Raw genomic sequence first — 17,032 nt, forward strand, 5'->3', positions numbered from 1 at the left:
CTACAGCCCCCCCATCGCCTGCTCACGCAGGGCGCGCGCGTGCTGCTCCAGGGAGAGCAGCTCGCCGAAGAGCGCGAAGTATTCGTCCTTGTCGGTGGTCGGGTTGACCCGCTGCACCTTCGACTTCAGGTCCCGGATCCGGCTGGTCACCGACCCCCACTCCAGCCGGGCCAGCGTGATCGAGACGTACCGGGGATCGGGGTCGGTGTCGAGCCGCAGCGGCTCGACGGCCAGCTCCCCGACGAGCGCGGCGGCGGCCAGGTCGCCGCAGTGGTCCCGGACCCGCTCGATCCAGACCGCGCCGCTGGTCGCGGCCGCCGCGCCGCCCGCCGCCGCGATCGCCGACCGCACCACCCGGTGTACGGGATTCAGGTACGCCTCCGGCGCGAGCGCGTCGAACATCGGGCCGGCCAGCACCGGCACCTGGAGGGCGAGCTTCAGCGCCTCCCGCTCCACCATGCTCTGCGGGCTGTCCACCAGCGGCTCGACCGGGACCGGCCGCTGTTGCGGTGCCGGGCCGGCGCCGTTGCCCCGGCGCGGCGCACCGGTCTCCTGCTGCCGGGAGGCGGCGTTCAGCACCGCCCGCTGCACCGGCTCGATCTCCATGCCGAGGTCACCGGCGAGCTTGCGGACGTACTCGGGACGCTTCTCCCGGTCCTTCAGCCTGGCCACCAGCGGCGCCGCCCGGCGCATCGCCTCCACCCGGCCGTCGACGGTGTCCAGGTCGTAGCGGCGCAGCACCTGGCGGAGCGCGAAGTCGACAAGCGGCTCGCGGCGGGCGACCAGGTCCCGGACGGCCAGGTCGCCCTTTGCCAGCCGCAGCTCGCACGGGTCCATGTTGTCCGGGCTGACCGCGATGAAGGTGCGCCCGACGAAGCGCTGGTCGTCCTCGAAGGCCCGCAGCGCCGCCTTCTGCCCGGCCGCGTCGCCGTCGAAGGTGAAAATGATCTCCCCGGCCACCGCGTCGGTGTCCATCAGCAGCCGGCGCAGCACCGAGATGTGGTCCGCGCCGAACGCGGTGCCGCAGGTCGCCACCGCCGTCGGCACGCCGGCCAGGTGGCAGGCCATCACATCGGTGTAGCCCTCGACGATCACCGCCCGCCCCTGCCGGGCGATCTCCCGCTTGGCCTGCGAGATGCCGTAGAGCACGTGCGACTTCTTGTAGATCGGCGTCTCGGGGGTGTTCAGGTATTTCGGGCCGTCGTCGTCGAAGAGCTTCCGGGCACCGAAGCCGATCACGTCGCCGGTCAGGTCCTTGATCGGCCAGAGCAGCCGGCGCCGGAACCGGTCGATCAGCGAGCCGGAGCGCGCCTCCCGGGCCAGCCCGGCGGTGACCAGCTCCTGACCGGTGAAGCCCTTCTGCCGCAGGTGCCTGGTGAGCAGGTCCCAGGCGTCCGGGGCGAAGCCGCAGCCGTAGGTCTGTGCCGCCGTACGGTCGAAGCCGCGCTGGGCCAGGAACTCCCGGGCCGGCCGGGCCCCGGCGGTGCCGAGCTGGCCGGCGTAGAACTCGGCGGCGGCGGCGTGTGCGGCGACGAGGCGCTGCTTCTGGCCCTGCTGCGGCCGGACCGGCGCCGGGCCGGCCTCGACGTAGCGCAGTTGGATGTTGGCCCGGTCGGCGAGGCGTTCGACCGACTCGACGAAGGTCAGGTGCTCGGCGTCCATCAGGAACTTGATCGCGTCCCCGCCGGCCCCACAGCCGTGACAGAAATAGACATTTCGGGCAGGTGCAACGGTGAACGACGGTGTCTTCTCGTCGTGGAAGGGGCAGAGCCCCTTGAGGTTGCCGCCGCCCGCCGACTTCAGCGTGACGGTCTCCGAGATGATGTCGGCGATCGAGGTGCGCTCGCGCACCAGCGCGATGTCCTCGTCACGGATCCGCCCGGCCACCGCCTCACCCCCTCCGGCCTACATCCTGCCCTGCCGGGCCGACGTCGGCGGCGAAGGGGTGGCGGTGCGGCAACCGCGACTCAGCGGCAACCGCGACTCAGCGGCAACCGTGACTCAGCCGACCGTCGCCGTCTGCTCCTCCGCCTCGACCTGCCGGTTCCACTCGGGCTTGGCCGAGCGCCAGCTCTCGTCGTCGTCGCCCCGGCGCCAGTAGCCGGAGATGGAGAGCCGCTCCTTCGGCACCCGCAGCAGCTCGCCCCGGAGCAGCCGGCGGAGCTCGCGGACGAAGTACGCCTCGCCGTGCACGAAGGCGTGCGGGTCGCCGTCGGGGAAGGTGGCCGCGCGTACCGCCTCGACGAGGGCGTCGCCGACCGACCGACCGTTGCGGTGCACCCAGAGGATCTCGGCGGCGCCGTCGGTAGGCAGGTGCTGCTCCTCGGCCGGTCCGGAGACCTCGACGAAGACCCGCGCCGGGGCGCCGTGCGGGAGCCGCTCCAGCGCGGCGCCGATCGCCGGCAGGGCGCTCTCGTCGCCGACCAGCAGGTGCCAGTCGGCGGTCGGGTCGGGGGCGTACGCGCCGCCGGGGCCCCGGAACATCACCTGGTCGCCGGGGCGGGCGGCGGCCGCCCACGGGCCGGCGAGCCCCTCGTCGCCGTGGTAGACGAAGTCCAGGGTCAGCTCGCGGGCGGCCGCGTCCCAGGCCCGCACGGTGTAGGTGCGCAGCCGGGGCCACTGGTCGCGGGGCAGTTCGCGCTTGATCGCATCGAGGTCGGCCGGCACCGGATAGTCGACACCGGACGGCGGGAAGATCAATTTCACGTAGTGGTCGGTGTAGGCGTCGGCGGCGAACCCGGTCAGCCCGTCACCGCCGAGCACCACCCGAATCATGTGTGGGGTGATCCACGCGGTCCGCAGTACAGTGGCGTACCTGACTCCGATCCCGTTCCGGCTATCCGTCATTAGATTAGGCTAGCCTAACTTCTCGGTTCTGGCTGCCCGGGGTCCGCCGATCACCCGTCCGGGGACGTAGGCTTTCGGGCACGGACCACCCCCGCCGGCTGGTCACCGGGCCCTTCGGCCCGTCCTGCGGGGGAGGCCATTTCGTCGTCTGGGGAGAGGTCATGGGCCAGGGCGTACACGTGCAGGAGCTGCCGGGCATCGGCAAGCGGTACGACATCGATCTCGGGCACGGCGGCAACCGCGTCTCGATCGTGGTACGCCGGGACGGCACCCGGGACCTCTACGTCTTCACCTCCCGCTCCGACGAGCCGACCGCCGTGATCGAACTCAGCGAGGAACAGTCCCGCAAGGTCGGCGCGGTACTCGGCGGCACCTTCTTCGCCTGACGTCCCACCGGCCTTCGCCCGACGCCCCCAACCGGCCTTCGCCCGACGCCCCGCCGGCGCCCCTGCCCCGACCGCCCACCACCTGCCTCATCTGACGTGCTTCGCCTGACGTCACCCGGGTCCGCCACCCGGCGCGACGCCACCCGATTGGAGACACACCCATGCACGCCGATCTGATCGGGTTCGGCGCCATCGTGCTGGTCGCCGGCCTGCTGGCCCGGGCGGGCCGGCGGGTGGGGCTGCCGAGCGTGCCGTTCTTCATGCTGACCGGGATCCTGCTCGGGCCGGCCACCCCCGGTCCGGTGCTGGTCGCCCATCCCGAGGACCTGGCCCTGCTCGCCGCGATCGGGCTGGTGCTGCTGCTCTTCAACCTCGGCGTCGAGTTTCCGGTGCGGCAGGTCTTCGGCAGCGGGAAGCGCCTCTTCATCGCCGCCGGCTGCTCGATCGGGCTGAACGTCGGTGCCGGGCTGGCCCTCGGCTTCACCCTGGGCTGGGGCACCCCGGAGGCGTTCGTGATCGCGGGCGCGCTCGGCATCTCCTCCTCGGCGATCGCCACCAAGCTCCTCATCGAGCTGCGCCGGCTGGCCAACGCCGAGACGCCGATCATCCTCGGCATCATCGTGATCGAGGACCTCTTCCTCGCCTTCTACCTCGCCCTGCTCTCCCCGATCCTGGCCGGTGCCACCTCCGCGGCCGGCATCGCCATGCACATCGGGATGAGCTTCGGCTACCTGCTGCTGCTGGTCGCGGTCGCGCGCTGGGGGGCGCGGGCGATCGGCTGGCTGATCGGCAGCCACGAGGACGAACTGCTCGCCATCGGCATGGTCGGGCTGGTGGTGCTGGTCGCCGGCCTCTCGGCCGAGGTGGGCGTCTCCGACGCGATCGGCGCGCTCATGATCGGTCTCGTCGTCGCCCGGACCGCCGTACGGGAACGGGTGGAGCGGCTGGTCCTGCCGCTGCGGGACGTCTTCGCCGCGGTCTTCTTCGTCGCCTTCGGGTTGAGCATCGACGTCGGGGCGTTCGGGGCGGTGGCCGTACCGGTGCTGGTGGCGGTCGCCATCACGATCATGGTGAACGTCAGCGCCGGCGTGATCACCGGGTCGCTCTTCGGCTTCAACCAGCGCGGCGCGGCCAACGTCGGACTGACCGTGCTGGGCCGGGGCGAGTTCTCACTGATCCTGGCGACGCTCGCGCTGGCGGCCGGGCTCGACGACCGGATCGGGCCGTTCGTCGCGCTCTACGTCCTGATCCTCGCGGTGCTCAGCCCGATGTTCGCGGCGCAGTCCCGCTACCTGGCGCGGGTGATCCCGGACCGGTTCCTCCGGTCCCGCTGGCGGTATGTCCGGGAGGAGACGATGAGCACCGCCTGCACCCATCTCGACCGGATCCAGATCACCGAGACCGACGACGACGCCTGCCCCGAGTGCCTGGAGACCGACGACGACTGGGTGCACCTGCGGATGTGCCTGACCTGCGGCGCCGTCCGCTGCTGCGACGACTCGGTCAACAAGCACGCGACCGCGCACTTCGAGGAGACCGGGCATCCGCTGATCCGCTCGATCGAGCCGCGCGAGAACTGGCAGTACTGCTACGTCGACGGCGCGCTGGTCCGCGAGCCGATCGGTCCCCGGGAGCCGGTGGAGTCCTGAAACCGTCCACGGATACGGGAAGGCGCCCTATGGGTTGGCCTCGGCCGGCAGCAGGTGGCTTACCTGTGGCGTCCCCTCGGCGTGCCGCCAGGCCCGCAGCTCGGCGGCCTGGTCCGCCTTGGTGAGCCGGCCGCCGTGCTGGCGCAGGTGCTCGTCCCAGGAGGGCAGCTCGTAGACCTCGACGAAGAGGTCCCCCGACTCGCCCTCCCGGAAGAGTCCCCAGCGCGACGCGCCGGTTCGCTGCCGCGCGGCCCGGACCTCCTCCATGGCAGTGACGAAATCCGCCCGCCGCTCCTCCCGGACGGTGTAGGTCAGAATCACTATCACCGGGCCGACGCTCGGGTCCGGCTCGTGCGCCAGTTCGAGGTCAGGCCAGTGCGTCGCCGGGTCCTGCTCGACGGCGCGCAGGTCCGGCAGCGGCCAGATCCGCACCGTCAGCGCGCCGAGGATCATCAGCAGGCCGGCGGCGACGTGCGCCACGATCAGGCCGGCGGTGTCGGCGACGACGCCCCAGGCGAGCGCACCGAGCGCCTGCCCACCGGCGAAGACCACCTGGTAGACGGCGAGACCCCGGGCGCGTACCCAGCCGGGGAGGAAGAGCTGCATCTCGGCGTTGAGGTTGGCCAGCACCGTCACCCAGGCCAGGCCGGCCGGCACCAGCGCGACCAGCACCACCGCCTCGATCGGGACCAGCGCCACGACCAGCATCGCCGGCCCGTAGGTCAGCCCGGCGATCAGCAGGAAGACGTTCGGCGGGAGCCGGGAGCGGACCCAGGGCAGCACCACCCCGCCGACCACCGCACCGGCGCCGAGCGCGGCCAGCAGGACGCCGTAGCCGCCGGCGCCGAGGCCGAGACGCTGGTTGGCGATCAACGGCAGCAGCGCCCAGAGGGCGCTACCGGGAATCAGGAAGAGCAGGGCCCGGAAGAGCAGCCGCTGCACGATCGGCGAGTGCCGGACGTACCGGCCGCCGGCCCGCAGCGCGGCGGTGAACCGCTCCGGCACCTCCACCGAGCGGGAGGTGCCGGCCCGCCACCGGATCAGGGTGACCGCGAAGAAGAGGAACGCCAGGGTGTTGAGGGCGAAGACCAGCGGTACGCCGGTCAACGCGATCAGCACGCCGGCGATCGCCGGGCCGACCGAGCGGGCCACGTTCACGCTTATCGAGCCGAGTCCGGAGGCGGGCTGCAGCAGGTTACGCGGCACCAGGTCGGGGATGATCGCGGCCCACGCCGGCAGGGTGAGCGCCTGCCCGACCCCGAAGGCGAAGGTGAGGGTGAGCAGCAGTGCCGGTGGCATCCGGCCGGTGAGGGTGAGCAGGGTCAGCGCCGTCCCCACCCCGACGATGAAGAACTGCACGGCGATCAGCAGCCGCCGCCGGTCGAGGGTGTCCGCCAGGGCACCGGCGGGAAGCGCCAGCAGCAGGATCGGCAGGGAACTGGCGGTCTGCACCAGGGCGACCAGGGTGGAGGCGTTCCGTTCGTCGATCAGCAGCCACTGGGCGCCGACGGTCTGCATCCAGGTGCCGATGTTGGCGACCAGCATCGCCACCCAGAGGTTGCGGTAGGCCGCCACCCGCAGCGGCGCCCACGCGGAGGGTGGTGGCTCGGCGGAGGCCGGACCCGCGCTGACCATCGGACCGGATTACCAACGCCCGTCGGCGCGGAGCACCCGCTGCCCCGAGACATAGAGGTCGTCGGCGCGCAGCAGCAGCAGCCGGACCACCTCGGCCGCCACCTGCCCCGGCTCGGCGAAGATCGTGTCGAGGAACTCGGCGCCGACCCGCTCCTGGAGCCGGGTCGGCATCGGCCCGGGGTGGATCTCCATCACCTTGATGCTGTTCGTCCCCTGCGCCTCCGCCAGCGACTCGACCAGGCTGGTGCCGAAGCTCTTCGTCGCCCGATACAGCGGGATGCCCGGCCGGGGCACGTCGGTGGCGAGCGCGCTGACGTAGACGATGTTGCCGTACCCCTGTTCCCGCAGCACAACCAGCGCCTCGTGCAGCAGGTACGCGGTGCCGAGCACGTTCACCTCGATCGCCCGGCGGATCGTCTCCGGGGAGATCTCCTCCAGCTTGCCGCCGGCCCACATCGCGGCGCAGTGCGCCAGGCCGTCGATCGACCCGTACCGGGCGGTGGTCTCGGCCAGGGCGTCCCGGACCTGCTCGCTGCGGGACATGTCGCAGACGATGCCGTCGCAGCCCAACTCGTCCCGGGCCCGGGAGACCTCCTCGGGTACGTTGCCGAGGATCATGACCCGGTGGTCGGCGGCGAGGAGCCGGGCGACCTCCAGACCGAGCCCGCTGGTGCCGCCGTCCACCACGAAAGTCCTCGGATCCATGGCCCGTCCCCCCGCTCCTCGTCCACGACGTGGTGCTCCTGGTTAGGAGGTTTCCACCTACCGCGAGGCCGCGCGGCCAGGATCGGGCAATCGGAGCGGGGGCCGCTCTTCCCCGGCGGAGCGGAGTGGCCGATTCGGGACGGCAGGTCGATTAACGCTGGAGTTGCCTCACCTGTCCCTCGATCATTGAGCCCTTTTCATCGTGAGTCTCGGCTGGTCTGGACGTGATGTAGGACGAGGATGGCCTGGACGATCGCGGTGGCGCGTCGAGGGCAGCAGCGGAGCTTGGTCAGGACTTTCCAGCTTTTGAGGGTGGCGACGGCACGTTCGCCGATGGCTCGGATCTTGGCGTGGTGGCGGTTGACGGTCTTCTGCCGGCGGGACAGTCGGGGCCGGTGCGGGCGGCGTTTGAATGGCGTGTGGACGCTGCCGCCTGCGCCCTGGTACGCCTTGTCGGCGAAGGTCATCACGTTGACGCTGCTCAGAGCGTCGATTAGGCGGTTGGTTCGGGCGGCGGTCAGGTCGTGCACGGCGCCGGGAAGGGCGGGCGATGCCCAGATCAGTCGTCCCTTGCAGTCCGCGATCACCTGCACGTTCACCCCGTGGCGCTTGTGCTTTCCGGAGTAGTACGGCCTCTGGTCCGCGACCCGGTCGATCGGGATCAGGGTGCCGTCGAGAATCGCGTACGCGAGCTGGCCGATGCGGCGTACGGCCGTGTTCAGGTCCTCGGCGTGCGCCGCGAGCAGGTCGATGGCTTCCCGGACGTACCGCCAGGCCGTGGTGACGCTGACCGCGAAGCCGGAAGCCAGACGGGTGATGGTGTCACCGTTGCGAAGATGGGCCAGGGCGAGCAAGGCCTGCCGTCCGGCGTCGAGGCGCCACCACCGGCCCCGGCGTCGAGTGCGTTCGGCGCGGATCAGGTCGGCCAGGTGGCTCAGGGTGCGGCTGGACAGCGCGATCGTAGACGGGTAAGACAGCACAGCGAGGCTCCCGGTTGGGGCATCGGATCTTGGTCGACTGCTGTCTTACCGGGAGCCTCGTCCTATGTCGACACCGACTCCCCGCCATACCCACCGTGACCAGGCCCATCACGATGAAAAGGGTTCACTGATCTGGGCATCGCCCGCCCTTCCCGGCGCCGTGCACGACCTGACCGCCGCCCGAACCAACCGCCTAATCGACGCTCTGAGCAGCGTCAACGTGATGACCTTCGCCGACAAGGCGTACCAGGGCGCAGGCGGCAGCGTCCACACGCCATTCAAACGCCGCCCGCACCGGCCCCGACTGTCCCGCCGGCAGAAGACCGTCAACCGCCACCACGCCAAGATCCGAGCCATCGGCGAACGTGCCGTCGCCACCCTCAAAAGCTGGAAAGTCCTGACCAAGCTCCGCTGCTGCCCTCGACGCGCCACCGCGATCGTCCAGGCCATCCTCGTCCTACATCACGTCCAGACCAGCCGAGACTCACGATGAAAAGGGCTCAGTCGTCCCTTGCAGTCCGCGATCACCTGCACGTTCACCCCGTGGCGCTTGTGCTTTCCGGAGTAGTACGGCCTCTGGTCCGCGACCCGGTCGATCGGGATCAGGGTGCCGTCGAGAATCGCGTACGCGAGCTGGCCGATGCGGCGTACGGCCGTGTTCAGGTCCTCGGCGTGCGCCGCGAGCAGGTCGATGGCTTCCCGGACGTACCGCCAGGCCGTGGTGACGCTGACCGCGAAGCCGGAAGCCAGACGGGTGATGGTGTCACCGTTGCGAAGATGGGCCAGGGCGAGCAAGGCCTGCCGTCCGGCGTCGAGGCGCCACCACCGGCCCCGGCGTCGAGTGCGTTCGGCGCGGATCAGGTCGGCCAGGTGGCTCAGGGTGCGGCTGGACAGCGCGATCGTAGACGGGTAAGACAGCACAGCGAGGCTCCCGGTTGGGGCATCGGATCTTGGTCGACTGCTGTCTTACCGGGAGCCTCGTCCTATGTCGACACCGACTCCCCGCCATACCCACCGTGACCAGGCCCATCACGATGAAAAGGGTTCAGTCATGACAGCAACACCGACGCACGCTCGGCTTCGGCTACAAGTACGAGCCGTTGACCCGGACCACCACCCCGTGAGCGCCAAGCAACGGGGCCACCTCCCGGCTCAATCGCACCGCCGCGGCGTCGCGCCCCGCCCGGTGTGTGGTGGTCCTTGACCGTGAGCCCATCGCGGCCGGATAAGGCCGCGGGGCCCGGGCGGTCATGAGTAGGCGTCTTTGCGGTGCCCGACGGCGTGGATGGTCAGCTCGTCGCCGTCGAGGCGGTAGAGGACGCGGTAGTCACCGACGCGCAATCGACGCCCGGATCCGTCTCGCATCTCGGTCGAGTTCCGTGGCGCAGGGTCGGAGACCAGGCCGAGGATCGCGCTCAGGACGGTCAGGAACACGTTGCGGGGCTGCTTGTGCAACCAGACCAGCACGTCCCGGTCGACCTGAACCTTCACGCCGCCGCACCGCCAGCCCGGTCGGCCAGCAGCGCCTCCACCTCACGAGGATCAACCCCGAGCGACTCCAGAGCCGCCGACAGCGGCACGAACTGACCCTCGGCACGGGAACGAGCGATCACCGCAGCATCCCGACGGTCCCGGAATGCCTCGATCTCCTCCCACTCGTCAATGCCGACCAGCACGGCCACCGGCCGCTCGTACTTCGTAATGACGACCGGCTCCCCGGTGCGCTCAACCCCGTCCAGCACCCGACCCGCCCCATCGCGGAACTCCCGCAGCGTAATCCTCGCCATGCACCGCACTGTACCATGCGGTACCGTCTACCTGAGGAGCAACGCCGCAGCTCCGGACGCTACGCCCCACCGGCGGAGCGAGCCACTGGGCTAAGAATTGCTTCACCTAGTCAAGAGCGCCCGGCTACGCCGGACGCACGCGCACGCGCACGCGCTACAGCCGTCCCGGCCCGCGGGCACGCGCCCACGCAACAGACCTCCCGAACCCGGCAGTCGTCGGCCGAGGGCGTCACGACGAGCACGACCATCGGGGGCACCAGGCCGTGACGATCGCATCGCAGGTCAAGCGCCGCGACGGTTCCGGCGATCGACGCCACGACGCTACGCGCCGCGCCACCGGACAATCTACCGCGCCGTCCGAACCGGACAGTATGCATCCATCAGTTTACCTACGTGCTCAATGGTTGACAGCAACGCTGACAGCAACCGAGCCGGACAGCCGCGACCACCAACGCACGACGGAGTGGCACCACTACGAATAGTAGCGATGCCACTCCAGTCAGGCTCGTTAGTTTCCGTCCTTTATTGGTGGCATCTCGCCGCGTTCTGTTAGCCGACGAATTGCCTTCTCTGACACCTGGTCCCACGGATATTTTGCGAGTCGCCGCAATGCCGAGCTTGGCGCATTCGGATGGCCCGCAACCAGGGACGCAACGCTGTCATAAGTGTCGTTCGATAGGAGTTCCAGAATGCCACTCGGGCAAGATCTCCTGCTTGCAACTCGGTGACGTACGCGCCACTCCGGATCAACCGCAAGAATCCGCAATATCTCTTCAGGAACAGTTCGGTTATGGGCGACCCAGAACCGCATTTCAGGATGATCATCTACCAGGGTTTTCCAGACCTGCGGCAACGCGTCTTCCCAGGTCGAGCGCCTCCTCTCGTCCGGATCGTCGCTCTCGACGAGGCGGATGAACTCCGCAACCGTCTCGATCATCAGCAGAAGCTCCCCGGCGCTACACTGACAGACTTAAGGTTCTCGAATGGGACCTTCAAGCCCGTGCCACCCTTGTGCTTCCCTTGGATATAGGTGCCGTTCTTATCCGCATCTGCATACCATTCCAAGCCCGTCTTGGTCTCAGTAAAGATCTTCCACTGCGCCTCACCCTTAGCGCCGTGGCCAGCCATATCTCGACTCCACCAATACACGTTACCCAAGCGGTCCGGTGGCATCTGGTAATAAGTCGCGCCGAACCGTCCGCCGCGCATCACCTTGGTGGCAGCACTTGGCGTCCACCCGCCGTTGTCATTATGGACGAGTACCGGGGTGTTGCCGGCGAGCACATAGTACGTGTGGGATTTTCACCCCGTCACGCAGTGTGACCTACGTTTTTATAGCGTTTCACCTGGCCTTTCGTGTGTGGCGCCGAATAGCCGTATCGAGATCTATCGCTGTTGACGGCGACGGTGGCGGCAACCTGGGGAGACGCCTGCGCCCACTGACGGCCAAGGCATCAAGGAATGGCGTTACCCGAGGTAGGGGGTGTCGCGGTGCTCGGCGTGGTGGTGGAGGCGGAGGCGGACGGTGTCGCGACGAGGCGCCACCACCCGCCAAGCGCTCCCGCAGCAGCCGCAACCGCGCACCAAAGCAGTAAGCCAGCCGGACCAAGGCCCTCGACCAAGATCCAACTGGCTCAAAACTGCTCTACAGGATCAAGTGCGGCCCGGCAAAGCCGGACCGCGCACGCGCTACGGCCTACGGCCCCGCGCGCACGCCCACCAACACCGAGCGCCCATCAGAGGCCAAGATCCTGGACGGTCGAGGCCGCGACGATCCCTTCGCACGTCACTCACGGCGACCGGTTCCGGGGATCGACGCCGCACCGCTACGCGGCACGCCACTGAACATCCGCCACGACGCTCCAGGCAGCAAAAGCTCCTATCGGAGATCGTGGATACGCCACGTCGCCTGACGGCAACCGTGACGGCAACCCAGGCCGACACCCACGAACGTGTACAAGCAGCCACCACTTTCAGTGATCGCGGATGGACCGCCGCTACGACTGCGCTACGGGCCCGGCGCTCCCCCTTATTTCGATAGACCACACTTCCTCGAAGCCGGGACGCGCATCTACCGCCTCTGCCTGGATTTGGCGAGCATGAACGAAGCAGTTCGTCCCATGGAGGCGATAACGAACGAATTCTCCTGTGGCGCTTTCTCGGATGAGATTGGGACCTCCTTTCGCGCCAACAGCTTCGGCAAGGAACTCAACACCAAGGGTGGTAGCGAACGCGCTGTATCGATCAGCCAGTGCGGAAGGGACAATTTCGGGATCTGTGTCAACCAGCCGATGAACCTGAATCGTAGAGGCAACGCAGATCCATGCCTGCTTTACGCGATCAAAGTAGAACTCCACCAGTCCGTAGTCGCGACGCATCCGTTGCTTCCGCGCGTCATCAACGTACTCCCTTCCCAGCGCGCTCTCGATCTCATCAGCGGTGGAACCTGGACCCACACCACAGACTAGCCCAGACAGGAGCGCATCCAAGTAGAAGTCGATGCCCGTCATCCCATCCCATCCCTTCCAGGGCTTTGATCAAGAAGTGCATTTCTGCGGCTCGATTACTGCTCATTTCCCATTCACCGCTGTTCATGCTACCCATTGCACTGCGAGATTTGTCGATCAGGTCGGCACGAAGTTGTGGATTGCTCTGGATTTCAATGAGCGCCCGTTGCACGTCTTCTGGCGTGGCGGTGCCTGAACGCAGTCGAATTGGTTCGGCACCAATGCCGCCGCGCCCATCTGGGAAAATGCGCACCTCGTGATTTCCAACGTGCATATGAGACTCCCTTGGTCCCCCAGTCCTGAGCCGAAGGAGAAACCCGGATAGGTCCACCGCAGTTGTGTACCAGCACCGGTGTTTTGCCGGCGAGCACATAGTACGTGTGGAACTGGCGGCGACGTCACGTTAGGTGATGGCGGGCCTCACCTGCACGTTCGCTCACGGTTCAAGCCGCCGAATATCGGCATCGTCGATGGTGACAGCAGCCATGACAGCAACACCGACGCACGCTCGGCTTCGGCTACAAGCACGAGCCGTTGACCCGGACCACCACCCCGTGAGCGCCAAGCAACGGGACCACCTCCCGGCTCAATCGCACCGCCGCGGCTCAGCCGGAGTGGAAGATCAAGTCCAAGCAGGAAAGGCGATGGGCCTGCGTAACCTGCCCTCGAAACGTGGACGGTCAACCGCGGGTGGGTCCTGGCGGCCAACCTCGCCACCGACCTGACCGCCTGGACCAGACTGCTCGGCCTGCACGACCAGCCGGATCTAGCCCCAACGCCGTTCAGTTAGGGCAGTGGTTGGTTGGTCAAGGGTCGTTGGTGATGACATCGATGCTGGTGGTGGCCTTGTAGGTGCGGCGATCGATGTTCGGTCCGCGGGCTTGGTACTTGGAGTTCGAGCGTTTGATCATGCGGCTCTTGGTGCGGATGCGGCGTTCGGGCAGCAGGTTGGCCAGGACACGTTCGCCGATGGCGCCGACCAGGTCGATGACGGTGTCGGCGATGACGCCGGCGGCGTGGACGACTTGGTCGCGGGCGGCGTTGAGGGCGGTGGTGAAACTGGCCCGGTCCGGGTCGAGGCCGGGCTGGCTGTCGGTGGCGTCGACCATGGCGGTGCGTAGCAGTTGGTAGACGATCAGCAGGGCGTGGATCTCCTGGTCGACGCCGTCGGGGGTGCGGGCGCGTAGGACCCGGCCGCCGAGGATGGTGGATTTGAGTTCCAGGTAGGCGGTCTCGATCTCCCATCGCTGGTGGTAGAGGGTGACGAGGTCGGCGGCGGGGTAGCGGGACGGGTCGAGCAGGGTGGTGATGAGCCGGTAGTCACCGATGTGGCTGCCGGTGGTGGTGGTGATGCTGATTCGGGCCTCGATCACGCGGACGTGTCGGCCGCCGATGACTGATAGCCAGGATCCGTCGCGGTAGCGGTGGATCAGCGGGAGTCTGCGGCCGGTCTTGCAGCGGATCAGCAGGTTCGCTCCGGTCGCGGTGAAGGCGGTGATCAGGTCGGCGGCGCAGTAGTTGCGGTCGGCCAGTAGCAGCATCCCGGCGCGTAGGCTGCGGGCGAGTCGCTCGGCTTGGGCTGTCTCGCCGGTGGTGCTCGGGTCGAACACGGCGTCGATGACCGTACGAGTGCCGCAGGTCAGCAGGGCGCTCAGCCGCAGTGTCGGGTAGCCGGAGCCGCCGTTGTTGCACCGGTGTTTGACGTAGCGGTGCAGGTTGGCCGGCGAGTCCGCGACAGCGATCATGGTGCCGTCGATGACGACCGGCAGCAGGCCCCGCCACCACACGGTGGCGACGGCGCCGGTGGCCGCAGGCCCTCGTAGCAGGTCGAACAAGGCCCGCAACGGGGCCGGGCCGAGTCGTTGCCGGGCTTGGCGTAACGCGCTGCCGCTGGGGTCCGGTACCGGTAGCCCGCGCAGGCCGGCGACGAGTTTCGCCCACACCTGCCGGTAGCCGCAATCGGCGAACAGACAACCGGCCAGCAGCAGATACACCACGACCCGGGCCGGCAACAGGCGGACCCGTCGCTGCGTACGCCGGGTCGTGGCCAGCACATCATCGACCATCTCGAACGGCACGAGGCGGGTCAACTCACCGAGATGACCCGCCGCGAACGGTCCGGCAGCTACCGTGACCGTCCGTGTTATGGCAATCTGATCCACCGAGCGGGGTTCCTGGTTCGGGTTGTCTTGGAGTGACAAACCTTGATACCGGAACCCCGCCTCTCATTCCCTGATCAACACACCCCTTGACCAGCCCCACCCACGCCTAACTGAACGACGTTGGATCTAGCCCGCGCCGAACCGGACACGTTGCGCTACCGGCTGCTGCATCTACCCGCGAAACTGGCCACCCACGCCCGCCGCCGCGTTCTGTCGATCCCCGAGACCTGGCCTTGGGCCGACGCGTTCGCCCTCTGCTGGCAACGCCTCACCCTGCTACCACTGGCCACCTGACCAGCAGAATCCTGCACTTACCAGCAGAAAGGTCCCCTGTCGAGGGCCCGGAGACCTCGCGCGTCCACAGCGACACGTGGCACTTCCGCACCCACCCCGAGTGGACAAAACGGTCGAGCCGAAATGCTCAGGCAGGGAGCAAAACCTTCTGACGGATCGAGGCTAAACACGTACATTTGAGCACCATGCTCTACAAGATTTCTGCGCGCAGGTACACGCCGTGAGGGCTCGTGGCGTAATCAATGGCAATCAACACATACACCAAGGAACTGTCGCCTGGTGAGCGGAGTTCAACGTCCACGACGTCGAACTCCATTCCCTCACCTTGGGGCCAACCAAATTTTTCACCGAAGGTAGGGATAAAGGGAAGGCCTTGCTCTTTCGAAATTGAGCCATCACTGACGTCATTCGCAGCCAAGAACTCAATAATACACTGGCCATCACCAGTGAAGTGAGCATAGAATGAGTCCGTAGTGAGCTGAACATACTGCGCGTACCTAACCCCGCTTTGCGCGCACTCCGGTAGCCGGAGGCGATAAACCTCCAGTAGCTTTTCTAGCGACTGACCCTCACTTCCTGGATAGGCGCGCGGATCCTGCGGTGAACCGATCGTTAGCCGCCAGATCAGCGCCAGAAGCAATGAGGCGACAACGACGACTGTGCCAACTATTGTCCACCCAATGAATCTCCCACTACGGCGGCCATAATCCTCTTGCAATGAATGCGCGCTAGTCGAACTGTCCTCGTTATTCATTCAGAATGGCCTTGATCCACTTGTGCCACGGAGAACAAAATCCTTAGCGTACCCGTGAGCTGGAAGGCCAGCGAAGTCGTGCTTGAGTTCGACGCCACGCGGTGTCGGATACTCGCCCGGATCGAAATTCCAAGCCTTGAAAATCGACATTTTATACGAGCCAGTAACACTGGGCTTGCCGTCCTTGCCCTTAGTTACTGTGACGCTACCAGTGACGTTGAGCTGCACCTGACCCATTCCGGCATAGTCCTCCCTAACCGGATTCTCGTCACTCGTCGCCAAAGTCGGCGCCCACCCACTGCTAAAGTTGTACACACAGGTGGCGGATGTGCACTTCTTTGTAGCCATATCCTTATACTTGTCAAGAATACGATTTACATCGTCCGAGAAATTGTCCTCATTCATCAATCGAGCAGGGTCTAGAGTCAGATCTCCCCCAGATGCGCCCAACCAATGCTTCCACTGCTCACAGGCTACTTGTCCCTTAGTGCAAAAATATTCAGCAAAACCCATAGCCAGGAGCTTTTGTGTACTCATGTATTCACCATATGCCATCTTATCCCAAAATCCTGCCGAATCAAACTCTGGATGCTCGCTCTGATCGTTCTTTGGCGCCGCCGTGCGTCGCGGCAGCGTTGGAAGTCGCTTCGGCACGGCTGGCTTCTTAACGACGCCCCACTTTTTGGTCGTGGGGTTCTTGGCGAGTTTGGTTCCCTTGCCGCCGCCGGTGCTCCAGTAGCGGTCTTCATCGTAGGTGCCGCCGTCCACCACGAAAGTCCTCGGCTCCATGGTCACTCCAGCTCCTCGTCGACGACGCGGTTATAGCAAGGAGGTTTCCACCTGTTGCGGGGACGCGCGGCCAGGATCGGGCAATCGGAGCAGGCAGCGGCTCTCCCCGAATGAGCGGCGGTGGCCGATTCGGGACGGCAGGTCGGTTAACGGAACCGCCCTGGCCGGTGGGTTCGGCGGCTTGGAAGATCCACTCCGATCTAATGGAGGTTCTCCGGCCGGGCGTAGAGGGCCGCGCCCAGGAGACGGTGGGGGCGCGGCGGCAGCGGGCGTCGTCCTGAGCGATCCTCGATATCAACGCCAGCCGTTGGCGGGCCTCAACCAGCCGGACGTGAAGGTCGCCGAGGGCCTTCTGGCAGGAGGCAAAACTCCTCCCTGAGCCGCTGATGTCGCTGCTCCACCATCCGCCTCCCCGTACTGCGCGCCGATTGTCCGGCAGCGGCGGGCGCTCGGGCAGGTCGAACGATCGACCGAGCACTAAACGCCCTGAGGGCTCGTGCCGTAGTCAACGGCAATCAACACATGCACCAAAGAACT

Annotated in this window: 17 protein-coding genes and 2 pseudogenes; 6 read left to right on the plus strand and 13 right to left on the minus strand. The window is 67.1% G+C overall.

The annotated features are described in order from the left end of the window. Positions 1-1,887: a DNA primase gene (dnaG, locus tag ACN27G_RS21765; RefSeq protein ID WP_421494619.1), complete on the minus strand. Its 1,887-nt coding sequence runs from the start codon at positions 1,885-1,887 to the stop codon at positions 1-3. A 114-nt stretch (positions 1,888-2,001) separates the two neighbouring features. Next, positions 2,002-2,847 carry a siderophore-interacting protein gene (locus ACN27G_RS21770; RefSeq protein WP_421494620.1) on the minus strand — a complete coding sequence of 282 codons (846 nt, stop codon included), beginning with the start codon at positions 2,845-2,847 and terminating at the stop codon, positions 2,002-2,004. Between the two features lie 161 nt (positions 2,848-3,008). Here ACN27G_RS21770 and ACN27G_RS21775 point away from each other — a divergent pair, with 161 nt between their 5' ends. Together ACN27G_RS21775 and ACN27G_RS21780 are read left to right on the plus strand one after the other, a co-directional pair. Beyond that, positions 3,009-3,233 carry a potassium transporter TrkA gene (locus ACN27G_RS21775; RefSeq protein WP_421494621.1) on the plus strand — a complete coding sequence of 75 codons (225 nt, stop codon included), beginning with the start codon at positions 3,009-3,011 and terminating at the stop codon, positions 3,231-3,233. 161 nt (positions 3,234-3,394) lie between these two features. After that, positions 3,395-4,882, plus strand: a complete 1,488-nt coding sequence (locus ACN27G_RS21780) for a cation:proton antiporter (protein WP_421494622.1) — start codon at positions 3,395-3,397, stop codon at positions 4,880-4,882. A 27-nt stretch (positions 4,883-4,909) separates the two neighbouring features. Here ACN27G_RS21780 and ACN27G_RS21785 read toward each other — a convergent pair whose 3' ends face one another. The 3 genes from ACN27G_RS21785 to ACN27G_RS21795 all read right to left on the minus strand — a co-directional run bounded on the left by ACN27G_RS21785 (position 4,910) and on the right by ACN27G_RS21795 (position 8,202). Next, positions 4,910-6,517 (minus strand): MFS transporter, encoded by a 1,608-nt coding sequence (locus tag ACN27G_RS21785; protein ID WP_421494623.1) that lies wholly within the window; start codon positions 6,515-6,517, stop codon positions 4,910-4,912. Between the two features lie 9 nt (positions 6,518-6,526). Further along, the gene (locus ACN27G_RS21790; RefSeq protein ID WP_421494624.1) at positions 6,527-7,222 is read right to left on the minus strand and encodes an SDR family NAD(P)-dependent oxidoreductase; all 696 of its coding nucleotides are present in this window, start codon (positions 7,220-7,222) and stop codon (positions 6,527-6,529) included. Positions 7,223-7,419: 197 nt separating this feature from the next. Then, positions 7,420-8,202, minus strand: coding sequence for a transposase family protein (locus ACN27G_RS21795; protein WP_421494625.1), 783 nt, complete (start codon positions 8,200-8,202; stop codon positions 7,420-7,422). 82 nt (positions 8,203-8,284) lie between these two features. On the opposite strand from ACN27G_RS21795, the pseudogene ACN27G_RS21800 reads away from it, so the two are divergent. Next, a pseudogene (locus ACN27G_RS21800) lies at positions 8,285-8,695 on the plus strand (transposase family protein); the annotation flags it as partial. An 8-nt stretch (positions 8,696-8,703) separates the two neighbouring features. Here ACN27G_RS21800 and ACN27G_RS21805 read toward each other — a convergent pair. From ACN27G_RS21805 to ACN27G_RS21825, 5 genes and pseudogenes are all read right to left on the minus strand, one after another. Next, positions 8,704-9,123, minus strand: a pseudogene (locus tag ACN27G_RS21805) (transposase family protein); the annotation flags it as partial. A gap of 327 nt (positions 9,124-9,450) precedes the next feature. Next, positions 9,451-9,693, minus strand: coding sequence for a type II toxin-antitoxin system RelE family toxin (locus ACN27G_RS21810; protein WP_421494626.1), 243 nt, complete (start codon positions 9,691-9,693; stop codon positions 9,451-9,453). Beyond that, entirely contained in the window at positions 9,690-9,989 is a 300-nt protein-coding gene (locus tag ACN27G_RS21815; protein WP_421494627.1) for a type II toxin-antitoxin system Phd/YefM family antitoxin, read from the minus strand. The genes ACN27G_RS21810 and ACN27G_RS21815 overlap by 4 nt, the downstream gene beginning before the upstream one ends. Before the next feature lie 508 nt (positions 9,990-10,497). Next, positions 10,498-10,926 (minus strand): hypothetical protein, encoded by a 429-nt coding sequence (locus ACN27G_RS21820; protein WP_421494628.1) that lies wholly within the window; start codon positions 10,924-10,926, stop codon positions 10,498-10,500. Then, positions 10,926-11,273, minus strand: a complete 348-nt coding sequence (locus tag ACN27G_RS21825; protein WP_421494629.1) for a hypothetical protein — start codon at positions 11,271-11,273, stop codon at positions 10,926-10,928. The genes ACN27G_RS21820 and ACN27G_RS21825 overlap by 1 nt, the downstream gene beginning before the upstream one ends. A 668-nt stretch (positions 11,274-11,941) precedes the next feature. On the opposite strand from ACN27G_RS21825, the gene ACN27G_RS21830 reads away from it, so the two are divergent. Further along, a complete protein-coding gene (locus ACN27G_RS21830; protein WP_421494630.1) occupies positions 11,942-12,457 on the plus strand; it encodes a hypothetical protein in 516 nt (171 codons plus the stop codon). A gap of 31 nt (positions 12,458-12,488) precedes the next feature. Next, positions 12,489-12,692 carry a hypothetical protein gene (locus tag ACN27G_RS21835; RefSeq protein WP_421494631.1) on the plus strand — a complete coding sequence of 68 codons (204 nt, stop codon included), beginning with the start codon at positions 12,489-12,491 and terminating at the stop codon, positions 12,690-12,692. A 610-nt stretch (positions 12,693-13,302) separates the two neighbouring features. On the opposite strand, the gene ACN27G_RS21840 is transcribed toward ACN27G_RS21835, so the two are convergent. After that, positions 13,303-14,658 (minus strand): IS4 family transposase, encoded by a 1,356-nt coding sequence (locus tag ACN27G_RS21840; protein WP_421494632.1) that lies wholly within the window; start codon positions 14,656-14,658, stop codon positions 13,303-13,305. Positions 14,659-14,778: 120 nt separating this feature from the next. Between ACN27G_RS21840 and ACN27G_RS21845 the strand changes: the two genes are divergently transcribed. Next, the gene (locus ACN27G_RS21845; protein ID WP_421494633.1) at positions 14,779-14,952 is read left to right on the plus strand and encodes a hypothetical protein; all 174 of its coding nucleotides are present in this window, start codon (positions 14,779-14,781) and stop codon (positions 14,950-14,952) included. 190 nt (positions 14,953-15,142) lie between these two features. On the opposite strand, the gene ACN27G_RS21850 is transcribed toward ACN27G_RS21845, so the two are convergent. Together ACN27G_RS21850 and ACN27G_RS21855 are read right to left on the minus strand one after the other, a co-directional pair. Next, the gene (locus ACN27G_RS21850; protein WP_421494634.1) at positions 15,143-15,706 is read right to left on the minus strand and encodes a hypothetical protein; all 564 of its coding nucleotides are present in this window, start codon (positions 15,704-15,706) and stop codon (positions 15,143-15,145) included. Beyond that, positions 15,707-16,501 carry a hypothetical protein gene (locus ACN27G_RS21855; RefSeq protein ID WP_421494635.1) on the minus strand — a complete coding sequence of 265 codons (795 nt, stop codon included), beginning with the start codon at positions 16,499-16,501 and terminating at the stop codon, positions 15,707-15,709. Positions 16,502-17,032 lie beyond the last annotated feature (531 nt).

Source organism: Plantactinospora sp. WMMB334 (genome assembly GCF_049179095.1).
Classification (GTDB): domain Bacteria; phylum Actinomycetota; class Actinomycetes; order Mycobacteriales; family Micromonosporaceae; genus Plantactinospora.

Coding starts and splice junctions, on each gene's coding strand:
- ACN27G_RS21770 (WP_421494620.1), bottom strand. CDS start 2,847: ATGACGGATAGCCGGAACGGGATCGGAGTCAGGTACGCCACTGTACTG.
- ACN27G_RS21775 (WP_421494621.1), top strand. CDS start 3,009: ATGGGCCAGGGCGTACACGTGCAGGAGCTGCCGGGCATCGGCAAGCGG.
- ACN27G_RS21780 (WP_421494622.1), top strand. CDS start 3,395: ATGCACGCCGATCTGATCGGGTTCGGCGCCATCGTGCTGGTCGCCGGC.
- ACN27G_RS21785 (WP_421494623.1), bottom strand. CDS start 6,517: ATGGTCAGCGCGGGTCCGGCCTCCGCCGAGCCACCACCCTCCGCGTGG.
- ACN27G_RS21790 (WP_421494624.1), bottom strand. CDS start 7,222: ATGGATCCGAGGACTTTCGTGGTGGACGGCGGCACCAGCGGGCTCGGT.
- ACN27G_RS21815 (WP_421494627.1), bottom strand. CDS start 9,989: ATGGCGAGGATTACGCTGCGGGAGTTCCGCGATGGGGCGGGTCGGGTG.
- ACN27G_RS21820 (WP_421494628.1), bottom strand. CDS start 10,926: ATGATCGAGACGGTTGCGGAGTTCATCCGCCTCGTCGAGAGCGACGAT.
- ACN27G_RS21835 (WP_421494631.1), top strand. CDS start 12,489: ATGCCCGTCATCCCATCCCATCCCTTCCAGGGCTTTGATCAAGAAGTG.
- ACN27G_RS21850 (WP_421494634.1), bottom strand. CDS start 15,706: ATGAATAACGAGGACAGTTCGACTAGCGCGCATTCATTGCAAGAGGAT.